The 15311-nt window shown below is 42.6% G+C and carries 14 protein-coding genes and 1 pseudogene; 9 read left to right on the top strand and 6 right to left on the bottom strand.

Annotated elements, in window-relative coordinates; translation table 11 throughout:
- Positions 1-283 precede the first annotated feature (283 nt).
- From D0463_RS11095 to D0463_RS11120, 6 genes and pseudogenes are all read left to right on the top strand, one after another.
- Positions 284-1063 (top strand): transporter substrate-binding domain-containing protein, encoded by a 780-nt coding sequence (locus D0463_RS11095; protein WP_117307477.1) that lies wholly within the window; start codon positions 284-286, stop codon positions 1061-1063.
- Between the two features lie 33 nt (positions 1064-1096).
- Entirely contained in the window at positions 1097-1762 is a 666-nt protein-coding gene (locus D0463_RS11100; RefSeq protein WP_117307478.1) for an amino acid ABC transporter permease, read from the top strand.
- A 28-nt stretch (positions 1763-1790) separates the two neighbouring features.
- Positions 1791-2519 (top strand): amino acid ABC transporter ATP-binding protein, encoded by a 729-nt coding sequence (locus D0463_RS11105; RefSeq protein ID WP_174234317.1) that lies wholly within the window; start codon positions 1791-1793, stop codon positions 2517-2519.
- Positions 2520-2654: 135 nt separating this feature from the next.
- Positions 2655-2966: pseudogene (locus D0463_RS19610) on the top strand (transposase).
- Positions 2967-2977: 11 nt separating this feature from the next.
- A complete protein-coding gene (locus D0463_RS11115; protein ID WP_117307480.1) occupies positions 2978-4084 on the top strand; it encodes an RNA-guided endonuclease TnpB family protein in 1107 nt (368 codons plus the stop codon).
- A gap of 408 nt (positions 4085-4492) precedes the next feature.
- A complete protein-coding gene (locus D0463_RS11120) occupies positions 4493-6154 on the top strand; it encodes a glutamine--tRNA ligase/YqeY domain fusion protein (RefSeq protein ID WP_117307481.1) in 1662 nt (553 codons plus the stop codon).
- Positions 6155-6232: 78 nt separating this feature from the next.
- Here the strand turns inward: D0463_RS11120 and D0463_RS11125 are convergent, their stop codons facing one another.
- Entirely contained in the window at positions 6233-6667 is a 435-nt protein-coding gene (locus D0463_RS11125; RefSeq protein ID WP_117307482.1) for an Lrp/AsnC family transcriptional regulator, read from the bottom strand.
- Positions 6668-6785: 118 nt separating this feature from the next.
- Between D0463_RS11125 and D0463_RS11130 the strand changes: the two genes are divergently transcribed.
- Entirely contained in the window at positions 6786-7202 is a 417-nt protein-coding gene (locus tag D0463_RS11130; protein WP_117307483.1) for a carboxymuconolactone decarboxylase family protein, read from the top strand.
- 4 nt (positions 7203-7206) lie between these two features.
- Positions 7207-7812: a cysteine hydrolase family protein gene (locus tag D0463_RS11135; RefSeq protein WP_117307484.1), complete on the top strand. Its 606-nt coding sequence runs from the start codon at positions 7207-7209 to the stop codon at positions 7810-7812.
- Here the strand turns inward: D0463_RS11135 and msrB are convergent.
- From msrB to gnd, 4 genes are all read right to left on the bottom strand, one after another.
- Positions 7805-8761, bottom strand: coding sequence for a peptide-methionine (R)-S-oxide reductase MsrB (gene msrB, locus D0463_RS11140; protein ID WP_117307485.1), 957 nt, complete (start codon positions 8759-8761; stop codon positions 7805-7807). The genes D0463_RS11135 and msrB overlap by 8 nt on opposite strands.
- Before the next feature lie 186 nt (positions 8762-8947).
- The gene (locus tag D0463_RS11145; RefSeq protein ID WP_117307486.1) at positions 8948-10129 is read right to left on the bottom strand and encodes a NupC/NupG family nucleoside CNT transporter; all 1182 of its coding nucleotides are present in this window, start codon (positions 10127-10129) and stop codon (positions 8948-8950) included.
- A gap of 130 nt (positions 10130-10259) precedes the next feature.
- Positions 10260-11807: a gluconokinase gene (gene gntK, locus D0463_RS11150; RefSeq protein ID WP_483295734.1), complete on the bottom strand. Its 1548-nt coding sequence runs from the start codon at positions 11805-11807 to the stop codon at positions 10260-10262.
- Positions 11808-11854: 47 nt separating this feature from the next.
- The gene (gene gnd / locus D0463_RS11155) at positions 11855-12748 is read right to left on the bottom strand and encodes a phosphogluconate dehydrogenase (NAD(+)-dependent, decarboxylating) (protein WP_117307518.1); all 894 of its coding nucleotides are present in this window, start codon (positions 12746-12748) and stop codon (positions 11855-11857) included.
- A 145-nt stretch (positions 12749-12893) separates the two neighbouring features.
- Between gnd and D0463_RS11160 the strand changes: the two genes are divergently transcribed.
- Positions 12894-13739 carry a MurR/RpiR family transcriptional regulator gene (locus D0463_RS11160; protein WP_117307487.1) on the top strand — a complete coding sequence of 282 codons (846 nt, stop codon included), beginning with the start codon at positions 12894-12896 and terminating at the stop codon, positions 13737-13739.
- 47 nt (positions 13740-13786) lie between these two features.
- On the opposite strand, the gene D0463_RS11165 is transcribed toward D0463_RS11160, so the two are convergent.
- Positions 13787-15136, bottom strand: coding sequence for a GntP family permease (locus D0463_RS11165; protein WP_117307488.1), 1350 nt, complete (start codon positions 15134-15136; stop codon positions 13787-13789).
- Positions 15137-15311 lie beyond the last annotated feature (175 nt).

The following is a 15311-nucleotide window of genomic DNA, read 5'->3' on the forward strand; positions in this document are numbered from 1 at the left end:
CAGGACGTTGAATCATCATCCATGCATAGGCACCGCACGAGAAAATGCGTATGCATTTTAAGAGGAGTCTCGCATATCCTCGCCAATCAACTTTGTTGCAAAATTAACTGAGATATTACGTTAATCAATATTAAACCACCAGTTATGGTGATGGACCTACATTTGTTTAAAATTGTATATTTTTCCTGTGTGAAACAACAAGATTATTTTACTGTGTTTTAGGGTAGTTAACTAACTAGGTAACTATTAGTCCTTAAATCCTGAAGGGAGAAAACGATCACGCATGAAAATGAAAATCAAGCTAGCCCTATCATCCCTTTTACTACTCGCCTTTCTATCAGGCTGTGCGGAAAAAGATAGGTTGGATGACGGCTCTAAGCTAATAGATGAGAATACCTTTGTATACGCTGCTTCCGGAGAATTTAAACCGTTCAGCTATACGACAGATGATATGGAATTAACCGGATTCGATATCGAGGTCGGCAAGGCCATTGCTGAAGAATTAGGGTTAAAGCCGGTTGAGAAGCGAATCAAGTTTAAAGGGATTGTTGAAGGCGTGAAAACCGGACGGGCTGACGCAGCGGTTGCGAGTCATACAATAAATGAACAGCGCGCCAAGCATGTGTCATTCTCGACACCCTATTACTACTCAGGTCCGCAAATCTTCGTAAGGCCAGACAGCGGCATTAAAACTGTCGATGATCTTAAAGGCAAAGAAGTGGCCGCTGCAAAAGGATCGACTTATGCTGATACCGCGTCCAGATATACAAACAACGTGAAAGTATATGACAGCGATATAACAGCGTTGAAAGCATTGGATGGCGGTCGTCATGATGCCGTAATCACTGACTTTGTAACAGGCAAGACAGCCGCGAAGGAAGGTTTCAAGATCGAAGGCCGTCAGCTGATTGAACGGAGTGAACAGGCGATTGTCCTGCCGCAGGATAATCCACAGCTGTTAATGCGCGTAAATGAGGCGCTGGAAAACCTTCGTAAGGATGGAACATTATCAAAAATCAGCAACAAATACTTTGGAGAAGATATCACCACAAAGCCTGAATAGATTATAGAAGACAGTAGAAAGGAAGTAGTTCATTTGCCTAGTTTTTCTCATTTTTTTACGACATTGATAGATTCGAAGGATGTATTTATCGATGCGATGCTGCTGACCTTAAAGCTTACGGCGGTTTCTGTATTGGTGGGTATTGTAATCGGACTCTTTTTTGCTCTTTTAAAAATTTCTAACATTAAAATTCTTGGATGGATTTCAGATGCCTATGTGTATTTGATAAGAGGTACTCCTCTTATTGTCCAAATCTTCGTCCTCTACTTCGGAATCAGCGGTATTTTCCTGCTTCCTGACTTCTGGGCAGCGGCTCTAGCGCTTGCGTTCCATAATGGGGCGTATATCGCCGAGATTTTCCGCGGAACCATCCAATCGATTGATAAAGGGCAGATGGAAGCCGGGCGCTCACTTGGGATGAGTACGCCCTTGACATTAAGGCGCATTATCCTACCACAGGCGTTCAGACGAGCCCTACCACCGCTCGGGAATCAGTTCATTATTGGTTTAAAGGATTCCTCACTGGCTGCCTTCATCTCGATGAACGAGCTGTTTAACGTGGCCACTACGCTCGGATCGAATAACTTTGACGAAATGACTTATTTATTGATTGTTGCGGTCTACTACTTAATTCTTGTAGCTCTGTTAACCGCCATTGTAAATATTTTAGAAAAGAAATTGGCAGTAAGCGACAAATAGGGAGGATTTTCAATTGAGTGAGCGAACAATGATTCGAATTAAAAATTTAAATAAATCATTTGGTGATCTTCATGTGTTGAAGGACATTGATATGAAGGTGCTGGAGAGCGATGTCGTGTGCCTAATAGGCTCCAGCGGCTCCGGCAAGAGTACATTGCTGCGATGCATCAACTATCTAGAAAAGAAAGACAGCGGTCAAATTTTAATTGAGGGAGAGGAAATTACCCCGGATTCCCATGATATTAACAAGGTCCGTGAAAAAGTAGGGATGGTATTTCAACACTTTCAATTATTCCCGCATATGACGGTGCTGGAAAATATCATTGAAGCGCCTACCCATGTAAAAAAGGTGCCGAAGACGCAGGCCATCCAGGAAGCGAAACAGCTGCTAGAAAAGGTAGGACTATCTGATAAAGCCGATGTGTATCCAAGCAAGCTTTCCGGCGGGCAGAAGCAACGTGTCGCCATCGCTCGAGCGCTGGCTATGAAACCGGACATCCTGTTGTTTGATGAGCCTACTTCCGCGCTCGACCCTGAGCTAGTAGGCGAGGTGCTCGAAACCATGAAGGAGCTTGCCCAGGAAGGGATGACCATGGTTGTCGTTACTCATGAAATGGGCTTCGCACGCGAAGTCGGCGATTGGATTATCTTTATGTCCGAAGGAAGAATCGTAGAAAGTGCGCCTTCCGAGGAATTCTTTATTAACCCTAAGGAAGAACGTACGAAAGAATTTTTAACATCTCCTATTTCTAAATAGGCAGGTGACAACTGCGGTGAAAGTGGGGTTTGAATTTCGGTTAGTGTAGCCTAAATGTTTCTATTGTGCTGTGATATAATCAATCTTAAATAAACAACTATTGTAGTCTATGAAACTATATAGTGTAAACATTCAATGTTCTTGTTATATGATCATCTTATTTTATTTGTGAAATAACTTAGAAAAAGTTCGTATGATCCCATATCGGATCATACGGACGAGTTGTTCCATTGGGCGAGAGTTACAATATTCCTAAGTAGAATGAAATCATGATATGGACCATGTCTATATTTTGTTCGAATTCTCGACTTAGAAAAAAGCATTTCCCCAAGTAAAGGAAACATTGGAAAAATTACTTTATGGGTCAAGAAATTTTTACTACTTACAACGAGTGGTTCACCAATTGACGTTCTAAAGAAATATATTAAAAATGAAGGAATGCAATGAGGTGATTTGGTATGGCTAACAAAGCGTATAAGTTCCGTCTTTATCCCACACAAGAACAAAAAGAGCTTCTTGCCAAAACCTTTGGTTGTGTTCGTTTTGTCTACAACAAAATGCTGGCTGAACGAAAGGAAACATATGAGCAATTCAAGGAAGACAAAGAAACATGGAAAAAACAAAAGTTTCCGACTCCAGCGAAGTACAAAAAAGAGTTTGTTTGGCTCAAAGAAGTAGATAGCCTTGCACTCGCAAACGCCCAACTCCATTTACAAAAGGCATATCAAAACTTCTTTTCTGGCCGTGCAGAGTTTCCTCAATTCAAAACCCTTAAGGCGAAACAATCCTATACAACCAATGTAGTCAACGGAAATATCATGCACTTGGACGGCTATATCAAATTACCCAAACTAAAACGCGTAAAGATCAAGCAACATCGAGACATTCCTTCCCATCATATCATCAAATCTTGTACCATCTCCCAAACCACAACCGGAAAATACTACGTTTCCATTCTTACAGAATACGAGCATCAGCCCATCGAAAAAGAAGTACAAGCTGTTGTCGGCCTGGACTTTTCCATGAACGGCTTATTTGTCGATAGCGAAGAAGGTAAGACAGCCAATTACCCTCGTTTCTATCGACAATCCATGGAAAAGCTGGGAAAGGAGCAGCGGATCTTTTCACGCAGACAGAAAGGGTCCAATCGTTGGAACAAACAGCGATTGAAAGTGTCGAAGATTCATGAAAAGGTTGCAAATCAGAGAAGGGACTTCCTGCACAAGTCGTCTCATGCATTAGCACAACGATATGACTGTGTCATCATCGAAGACCTAAACATGAAAGGAATATCACAAGCCCTTAAGTTAGGTAAAAGTGTGGCGGATAACGCATGGGGGATATTCACGGCATTTCTCCAATACAAGTTAGAGGAGCAAGGGAAAAAGCTCGTCAAAATCGATAAGTGGTTTCCATCGTCCAAAACTTGTTCATGTTGCGGTCAAGTAAAAGCAGAACTGCCTCTTTCTGAACGAACATTCCAATGTGAGTGCGGTTTTATGGCAGATAGAGACTGGAATGCTTCTATCAATATCAAACAGGAAGGAATGCGGCAGTTGGTATAATATACATAGAGCATGGAACAGGCTCGATAGCTAAGTAAATTACGTACCGTTGGGTGCGATTACCTTAGAAGCCCCTCACCTCTAAGCGAAGTGTAGGTGGGGTGTAGTTCACGCACCACCGATTTAAAAATAAACAAGAGGTGAACTTTCCGAATAATTTCAAAGATCGTTTTCCCAAAAATAATAAAAACAAAGCGACTGACTAAAATTCACGGTAATGTGATATTTATAACGGTCCTTTTTCTTTTGCAAAACATTCTTTTACTTTTCCTATTGTTTTTCAAATATACTTGTTGTTATGCCCCCAGCCTTCTTATTTGGAGCAGAACATGGAAATATGTCTGTATTTATGATATATATACAGGTAAAATTAAAAGCATTAGAAACCATGAAAGAGGTTGAACATAGTTGGAACATAACTCTTCAAATTTCATTAGAAATATTATTAAAGAAGATCTGGAGACCGGCAAGCATGACCATATCGTAACACGCTTTCCTCCTGAACCGAACGGATACCTGCATATTGGCCACGCAAAAGCGATCATCCTGAATTTTGGCGTTGCAGATGAGTTTAATGGGAAAACAAATCTGCGCTTTGACGATACAAACCCCCTAAAAGAAGATGTTGAATACGTGAATTCCATCAAAGAAGATGTAAAATGGCTCGGCTATGATTGGGATAATCTCTTCTTCGCTTCGGATTATTTTGACGAAATGTATAAACGGGCTGTGCTGCTGATCAAAAAAGGATTAGCCTATGTGGACGACCTCTCTGCGGAGGAAATTCGTGAATATCGCGGAACATTGACCGAGCCTGGCAAAGACAGCCCTTATAGAAACCGCAGCGTTGAAGAAAACCTGGATTTATTTGAGCGGATGCGAAATGGTGAGTTCGCTAACGGTGAAAAAGTGCTTCGCTCCAAGATTGATATGTCCTCACCGAACATCAACCTGCGTGACCCCGTGATATACCGAATTGCTCACGCCACCCACCACAATACAGGCGATAAATGGTGTATTTATCCGATGTACGCATTCGCTCACCCGATCGAGGATGCGATTGAAGGGGTTACCCACTCCCTTTGTACTCTCGAGTTCGAGGATCAACGCCCGCTTTATGATTGGATCGTGGCGAACTGCGAAATGGAGTGCACGCCGCGGCAATACGAATTTGGCCGGCTGAACTTGACAAATACGGTCATGAGCAAGCGGAAGCTGAAGCAATTGGTCGATGAAGGCTTTGTGGATGGATGGGACGACCCGCGGATGCCGACGATTTCAGGTCTGAGAAGACGGGGCTATACCCCTGAAGCGATTCGAGCTTTCTGCCACGAGATTGGTGTGTCAAAAGCATATGGTGCAGTGGATACCCAGATGCTGGAGCATTTTGTCCGGGAAGATTTAAAATTAAAAACCCCGCGTACGATGGGGGTCCTTAAACCGCTCAAAGTGGTCATTACCAACTATCCGGAAAATCAGGTCGAAATGCTCGATGCGGAAATCAACCCGGAAAATCCAGAAATGGGGACCAGACAAATTCCATTCTCCCGGGAGATTTATATCGAGCAGGATGATTTTATGGAAAATCCTCCGAAAAAGTACTTCCGCCTTTTCCCTGGAAATGAAGTCCGCTTGAAGCATGCCTATTTCATCAAATGCGAAGACGTCATTAAGGATGAAAATGGGAACGTAATCGAGCTTCACTGTACGTATGATCCGGAAACGAAAAGCGGTACTGGCTTCACAGGCCGAAAAGTAAAAGGAACCATTCATTGGGTCGATGCCAAGAATGCGGTTCCGGCGGAGTTCCGCCTGTATGAGCCGCTCATTCACGACGAAGAGGAAGAGACGGATGAGGAAGCGGCTGAAAAATCCTTCCTTGAGCGGGTTAATCCAAACTCCTTGGAAATTCTTGAAGGGTTTGTCGAGCCAAACATGAAGACGGTCAAGCCTCAGGATAAATTCCAGTTCTTCAGACATGGCTACTTCAATGTCGATTCTAAGCATACAACTGAAGACCATATTGTCTTCAATCAAATCGTTGAGCTAAAAAGTTCATTTAAAATTTAAGATATTGGCAAGCCTGGAATCCTTAAAAAATTTGGATTTCAGGCTTTTTTGTTCAGTATAAACCTGCTTCGCTTTTGATTATATTTCTACTCTTGGAGTTTCGATCCGGGATAAAACCACATGGGTGACAGTGGATGCATACGGAATCGTAGCATTGATGAATTCCTCCACTTTTTCGATGCTTTCAGAATGGATCTTTAAAATATAGCAGGCCTGCCCGGCAATCCGATAACAAAATTCCACACAGGAAAGTCCCCCGATATATTTTTTAAACCGATCATACTCGCCGTTTTTTATCGTCGCCTCAATAATGCATTCAATCGGATAGCCTAGTTTTTTCATATCTGTTTCAACGCTGTACCCCTTAATGATTCCAAAGGATTCCATTTGCCTGACTCGTTCTGTTACAGCCGGAGAAGACATATTGACCTTCTTTCCCAGCTCCCTCATTGATAGCCTGCTATCCTTCCCAAGCTCATGTAAAATAAGATGGTCGATTTCGTCGATTTTCATTTTTAAATCACTCCCTTAAAAATAGTTAAATTTTTAAATATATTGCTATTTAATCATTACATTTCTAATTAAAAAATAAATAATTTCCCATTACTATTATCTCAGAGGGGGAATTTGTATGGCAAGGATTAAAAAATCGCCACTGGGTTTTACACCTTTTCAACAGCTCTTTTATTCACAAAAGGTTCTTGATAAATGGAGTTCATTATCAGAGGCTCTTTCTGAAGATGGCTTACTATCTTATGAACTGAAGGAACAAGTAAGGCGAGTCTTAGCATTCGGAAATGGCTGTAAATATTGTCAATCTAAAGGAAAGCCTGAGAGTTCCGAAAATATGAAAACAAGCTATGCCGTTGCTTTTGCTGAAGTCTTTCTCATGCAGCGGGAAAAGGTAGAGGAGAAGTTTTTTCACGTCTTGAAGGAAATATTCACTGATGAAGAAATATCTGGGCTGATAGCTTTTATTTGCTTCACAACAGCTCAGCAATACTTCGGAGCACTTATGGATTTAAAACCGGAAAATAAGGAGGAATGAATAAATGAAAGAACGTAAGAATGATACTGCTCTATTGCTTATAGACTCCCAAAAAGCTTTTCACGATAACATATGGGGTAATCGGAATAATCCAACTGCAGAAAGAAATGCGCAAGCACTATTAGAGAAATTCAGAGAAAATGATTGGCCGATCATCCATACTCAGCATCTTTCGAATAATCCAAACAGCTTGTTATATAGAAACGGAGGAGCCACCGAATTTATGGATGGCTTGGTTCCACAAGCAAATGAAAAGATTATCGTGAAGCATGTAAACAGTGCCTTTATCGGAACTGGACTTGAAGGTTACCTGCGTGAAAACGGGATCACCTGTCTGATTACCGCCGGTTTAGTGACGGATCATTGTGTATCGACAACAGTCCGGATGGGCGGTAACCTTGGATTCGAGATGATCGTGGCGGAAGACGCCACTGCAACATTCGACCACGAGGATATTATCAGTGGCGAAATATTTACTGCTGACATCATTCATAGGGTGCATTTGAGCAGCCTCCATGGTGAGTTTGCCACTGTGAAATCCACGGCTGATATTTTACATTCAATTTCACTAAACGAGCGGTTTCTTCTCCCGCTCGTCCTAATCATTTGATTTTAAACAGCAACAGCATGTCACCGTACCCTTGCTGCTCCATTTCTTCTTTCGGGATAAAACGGAGGGCCGCAGAATTCATGCAGTAACGAAGTCCATTTGGTCCCGGCCCATCCGGAAACACATGACCAAGATGTGAGTCGGCTTCCCTGCTTCTCACTTCCGTCCGGGTCATCCGGTGGCTCAGGTCCACTTTTTCCTTGACGCTCGCCGACATGATCGGCTTGGTGAAGCTTGGCCAGCCGCAGCCGCTGTCATACTTGTCACGTGAGCTGAACAGTGGTTCCCCTGAGACGACGTCGACATAAATGCCTTCCCGCTGATTGTCATTATACTCATTCTCAAAAGGAGGCTCGGTTCCATTTTCCTGGGTTACGAAAAATTGCATGTCCGTTAGTTTTTCTCTGAGTTGGGAGTTATCTTTTGGCCAATGCTCTTTTTGAAACGACTCTCTGCCAGAGCCTCGCTTGTAAAGGGCATAGCGGAAAGCATTCTTTTTGTGAAAATCCTGATGATATTCTTCTGCACGATAGAATATTTTAGCGGGCAATATTTCTGTGACGATGGGTTTGGAGAATCTGCCACTCTCTTCAAGTGCTTTTTTCGATGTTTCCGCCGCAGACTTTTGTTGCTCATTATGATAAAAGATGACCGTCTTATATGATTGTCCCCGGTCGGAAAACTGCCCGCCCTCATCGGTAGGATCTATTTGCTGCCAGTATAGCTCCAGCAATTCTGCATACGAGACAACTTCTGGGTCAAAGGTAATCTGTACCGCTTCATAATGGCCCGTTGTTTCAGAACAGACTTCTTTATAAGTTGGATTTTCTTTTGCGCCGCCTGTATAACCTGAAACAACCTCGATAATTCCTTCCCTTTCATCAAAAGGGGACACCATACACCAAAAGCAGCCGCCGGCAAAGGTCGCTTTTATTTTGGCTTTTGCCATATACTTCACCATCGTTTCCTTATCTATTTATTTGTATTATATAGCCATTTAAAAAAAACCAAAATCCAAACAGTCTCGCTAATTGTATAATAACTTTGACAAAGACAAACTGCGTTCAAAAAGCATAAAAAAAGAAGCAATCCCTTTATGTCAAAAAGGATTGCCATGCTAGGTACCGATACTTAGCTACAACACAAAGCTTACAATAACAGAGGAGAGCACACTTACCAATGTGGCACCGTACAATAGCTTCAATCCAAAACGAGCTACCGTGTTTCCTTGTTTTTCATTAAGGCCTTTGACCGCCCCGGCAATGATCCCGATGGAGGAAAAGTTTGCGAAGGATACAAGGAACACCGAGATGATGCCAAGCGTCCGTGCACTCATTTCCGCTTCAACCTTTCCTAATTCAATCATCGCCACAAACTCATTGGTCACCAATTTAGTGGCCATGATGCCGCCGGCCGTAACGGATTCCCCAACAGGCACACCCATGATAATCGCAATCGGGGCGAAGGCATAGCCGATGATTTCCTGAAAGCTCATGCCTAAAGCCATATCAAAGACATTATTGATTAAAGCGATTAAAGCTACGAAGCCGATCAGCATTGCCGCTACAATGATGGCTACTTTAAAACCATCCATAATATACTCGCCGATCATCTCGAAAAACGTTTGTTTCGCTTCCTCCTGTACCTCAAGGATGTCTTCTTTATCATCCACTGTGTAAGGATTGATAATCGACGCGATGATGAAGCCGCCAAACAGGTTAATAACAATCGCAGTTACAACATATCTAGGTTCGATCATCGTCATATAAGCGCCGACAATCGACATCGATACCGTTGACATTGCGGACGCGCATAATGTGTAGAGACGGTGTTCAGGCAGTTGGCCGAGCTGTTTTTTTACGGTAATGAAAACCTCGGATTGTCCAACCATTGCGGATGCAACGGCATTATACGATTCCAATCTGCCCATTCCGTTTATTTTGCTAAGCACGATGCCGATTCCTTTCATGATAAAAGGAAGAATTTTAAAATGCTGTAAGATACCGATTAAGACGGAAATAAACACAATCGGCAGCAATACATTCAGGAAAAAAGGCAACTGCCCTTCATTTGCCAGCCCGCCAAACACAAAGTTAATTCCTTCATTGGCGTATTCAAGTAATTTTCCGAAGCCATTCGCAATCGCTGTGATCATCACAAATCCGAATTTTGTATTTAATAAAAGAAAGGATAAAATCAATTGAATGACGACCATGATGATGATTGGTTTGAATTTGACATCTTTCCGGTTATTGCTCGCTATCCATGCCAAACCAAAGACAACGAGCAGGCCGATTATCGCGATGATATATTTCATTAGCTGCCTCCACTAAGTTGTATTTTTTCAGAAAAAAGCAAACGGTTTTATGTACTTGTTTATTGTTAGTCATTCAGCGTTTTTTATAACTTGTCCAAAAAAAGAAGCCGGCTCATCCGGCTCCTGTCAATTATTCTTCTTTTATCATCTTCTTTTGGAAGTCAGCGATATTTTTATATTCCTGATCCAATAGTCTAGGCAGGCGGATAAAAATCGGTGTCAGTTCCTCATATACCGCTACATTTTCCGGAATCGGCTTGTGATGATGGGTTGCACCGACCATTTCGGAGACAACATTCAACGAATCAATTTCCCCAAGGCCGTACATTCCTAGGATCGCTGCGCCAAGGCAAGAGCTTTCAAAGCTTTCCGGTACAGACAATTCCTGATTGAAAATATCGGCCATCATCTGGCGCCATAGCTCCGACCTTGCAAAGCCGCCGGTTGCCTGAATTTTCACTGGCTCGCCAATCAATTCCTGAAGTGCGAGAAGAACGGTGTAAAGGTTAAAAATGACCCCTTCCAAAACCGCGCGGATTAAATGTTCTTTTTTATGGTGCAGACCTAAGCCAAAGAAAGAACCTCTTGCGTTGGCATTCCATAGCGGTGCTCTCTCCCCCGCGAAATAAGGATGGAACAATAATCCGTCCGCTCCCGGCTTCACTTTGGCAGCAATCGCTGTCAAAACTTCGTATGAATCAATCCCGAGCCGCTTGGCAGCTTCTATTTCGGAGGCTCCGAGCTGGTCGCGAACCCATCTGAAAATCATTCCGCCATTATTAACAGGCCCGCCGATCACCCAATGATTCTCAGTCAATGCATAGCAGAATATGCGGCCTTTCGGATCTGTTACCGGGCGATCAGAAACGGTCCGGATCGCGCCGCTCGTCCCAATCGTCACCGCCAAGACTCCCGGTTCAATCGCGCCCACTCCCAGATTCGAGAGAACGCCATCACTTGCTCCGACGACAAATGGGATGGCTGCCGGCAGACCCATGTCTTTCGCATAGGCTTCATCCATGCCTTTCAAGCTGTACGTAGTGGGGACCAGCTCCGATAATTTATCTGCTGTTACTCCGGCTACCTTCAATGCCCCTTCGTCCCACGCCAATGATGTAAGATTGAACAGACCCGTAGCTGAGGCGATTGAATGATCGACTACATATTTGCCGAAAAGCTTATAAAAAACAAATTCCTTGATTGAAATAAACTTATAAGTCTTGGCAAATAAGTCGGGTTGTTCATTCCGAAGCCATACCAATTTAGATAATGGTGACATTGGATGAATGGGCGTTCCCGTTCTCAAGTAAATATTATGGCCGTCCATTTCATTGAGGATTTTTTCCGACCATTCCGAACTGCGGTTATCTGCCCATGTAATACAGCGCGTTAAAGGTTTCCCCTCCCTATCGACTGCAATGACACTATGCATCGCTGAGCTGAAAGAAACACCAAGTATCGTTTCAGGGTCGACATTTGCCTTTTCAACCGCTTTTTTAATGGAAAGAACTACGGCTTGAAAAATCTCATCCGGATCTTGTTCCGCTGTTTCAGGGGTAGGAGAGTATAATGGATATTCGATGCCATGGCTGGAAATAATTATGCCATCCTTCGAAAACAACACAGACTTTGTACTGGTTGTCCCAATGTCTACTCCGATTACATACTTAGTGTTCAAAATCTTTCCGCCTCCTTGCAAAATCCCCAACTATAAAGAATCGTACATTATTTTTTTACCACACTATGGCCACCGAATTCATTTCTTAAGGCTGCAACGACTTTTCCTGAGAATGTATCTTCATCTAATGAGCGGTAGCGCATCATTAAGGACATCGCGATAACTGGAGTAGCAGCCTGCAGGTCTAGCGCTGTTTCGACCGTCCACTTTCCTTCACCAGATGATTGCATCACACCTTTGATGTCGTTAAGACGAGCGTCCTTTGAAAAAGCATGTTCAATTAACTCCATCAACCAAGAGCGGATGACCGACCCATTATTCCATACCCGTGCAACCTTCTCATAATCGAATTCATACGGACTTTTTTCCAACACTTCAAATCCTTCGGCAATGGATTGCATCATGCCATATTCAATGCCGTTATGCACCATTTTCAAGAAATGACCACTGCCGATTTCTCCTGCGTATAGATACCCGTTTTCCACGGAAATGTCACGGAACAACTCCTCGACAGAGTCAAAGGCAGCTTTGTCTCCGCCAATCATCGTACAGACTCCGTTTCTTGCTCCTTCCATTCCCCCGCTCGTCCCAACATCAAGGAAATGGATGCCAAGCTCTTTTAGCTCAGATCCACGTCTGATTGAATCCTTATAATGGGAGTTGCCTCCATCTATGACAATATCACCTGGATTTAAGAGGCCTTTTAACTCATTTAATACATTTTCGGTAATGTCTCCGGCAGGAACCATCACCCAAATTACGCGAGATCCCTTCAGATTTTCAGCCAAACCGGCAAGCGAGGAAACACCTTTTCCACCGGCGGCCACGAGCTTTTCTATATTGGCAGCATCCACATCATATGCTACCACCTCATGCTTATTCATAACATTCAAGGCCAGATTATATCCCATTTTCCCAAGACCTATAATTCCTATTTCCATGACAATCACCTTTTCAAAAAAATTTTCAATTATACTCTTATTATAAGAAATTTTTTTCGATATGTGAACCTTAAGAAAGAAAAATTTTTTCACGCGATATTTTATGCTATAATTTTTTAAAAATCAGGGAAGGAAATTTCTCTTTATGACTCAAAATTGCTTAGGAAAAATTAGGTCCTATTATCCGCGTTTTAGTGAAAAAGAAAAAAAGATTGCTAATTATATTTTGGAAAATCCAGAACAGATTATACATAGTACCATCAATGAGGTGGCTGAAGATTTGAATGTTGCCGATGCCACTGTCTTCCGCTTTTGCAAACGAATTGGCTTTAAAGGCTACCAAGCGATGAAAATTGCACTTGCGTCTGAAATCATGTCACCGATCCAGCAGATTCACGAAGAAATAACGGAACAGGATGATGAAAAGACGGTAGCAGAAAAGATTTTCAAATCGAATAATCGATCGCTGGAAAACACTTTGCAAATCCTTGATTCGAACGCTCTTAAAAGAGCGGTCTCGCTGCTATTAAACGCAAGACGGGTCGAATTTTACGGGACCGGCGGATCCGCTGTCATCGCGATGGATGCCTACCATAAATTCCTTCGAACCGGCATCCAGGCTTTTGCTTTTATCGATACCCATTTTCAGCTAATGTCCGCTTCACAGCTGACATCAGATGATGTTGCGGTCGTCATTTCGCATTCTGGGACGAATAAGGATACCATCCAAATTTTACAAACAGCAAATGAAAACGGTGCCAATACAATCGGTATTACCAGCTTCCCTAAATCACCGATCAGCCAAAAGGTTGATGTTCCACTAATCACGAGTGCGGAGGAGACAGAATACCGTTCTGAAGCTCTAGCATCAAGAATTAGCCAGCTGAGTTTGATTGATGCACTCTACGTAAATGTCATGATGAAAAACAAAGGTAAAGCCAAACAATCTCTCCAAAAAATAAGAGATGTCATTGCTGAAACAAAGATATGAATATAGATACATTCAAGGCGGACTTTATCGTAAAGTCCGCCTTTTTTTTAAACAAACGTATTAAGGATCAAGATAAAGACAAGGGCCGCAACCGAGATGATGGTCTCAAGCGCTGTCCAGGTCATTAATGTTTCCTTTACAGTCATGCCGAAATATTCTTTAATGAGCCAGAATCCTGAATCGTTAACATGGGAAAGGATCAATGAACCTGCACCTGTTGCCAAAACGAGGAGTTCTATATTTACACCAGGCATAACCGCTACAATAGGAGCCAGGATTCCAGCTGCCGTCATCATAGACACGGTAGCAGAACCGGTCGCAACCCGGATCATTGCCGCGATTCCCCATCCTAAAAGAATAGGTGACATATTTGAATCTTGAGCAAGCTCAGCGATATACTCTCCAATGCCTGAATCAAGCAACACTCTATTAAACGCTCCGCCTGCACCGATAACCAAAAGAATCGTTGCGGTCGGGGCAAGACAATCATTCGTGAATTTCAAGACGGTTTCACGAGAAAGGCCACGGAAGAAACCAAGGCTAAAAAATGAATAAACAGTTGCAATCAAAAGAGCGACAATCGGATCCCCAATAAAGAAGAAAAATTCATACGCAAAGCTCTCTTTCTCAAATACTAATTGTGCAATAGAAGAAGCAAGCATTAATAGAACAGGAACTAAAATTGTGAAAAGAGTATTGAAAAACCCTGGAAGCTCCTTTGTTGGATTTTGCTCGGCCAGCTGGTCGCCGATTTCCTTTGGGACTTCTTTGTAAATTCTTTTTCCGATCCATTTCCCGTATACCGGACCGGCAAGAATTGCAGTCGGAATACCGACAATTAAAGAATAAAGAATAGTGAGCCCAACATCAGCCTGGAAAATGCCTACAGCAGCCATGGCAGCCGGGTGCGGCGGCACAAGACCGTGGACTACAGATAAACCCGCTACTAACGGAACACCGATCGAAACAAGAGACATTTTCGTCTGACGTGCAATTGTAAATACTAATGGAATTAATAGAACGAATCCAACCTGGAAGAATACCGGAATCCCGACGATGAATGCTACCACCATCATCGCCCAGTGAACGTTCTTTTCACCAAACCTTTTAATAAGAGTTTGCGCGATACGCTCAGCACCACCCGATTCAGCCATCATTTTTCCAAGCATGGTTCCTAACGCCAATACAATGGCTAAGAATCCAAGTGTATTCCCCATACCTGCTTTTATCGAATCAATAATACTCGGAACCTCTGGGTTTGAGGAAACAAGCGGCATTCCCGTTGCTAAACCGACTCCGATTGCCGTGATGATCAACGCGACAAAAGGATTTAGCTTGGCCACCGTTATAAGAAGCAAAAGGACAACAATCGCTGACAAAACAATAAATAATAACATAATACCAAAATCCCCCTTAAAGATTTTTCATTTTATGATAAACTGCTGAAAGCACTTTCATTCTTGATTATATGAAAAAATATTTCTTAAATCAACTATTAAAATAAAAAAATATTTTATCGAAAATTAAACATGACAAAGGGGCGACCTTATTATTAGCAGTCGCCCCTTCATT

The organism is Bacillus sp. V59.32b (genome assembly GCF_003429085.1).
Lineage (GTDB): Bacteria > Bacillota > Bacilli > Bacillales > DSM-1321 > Peribacillus.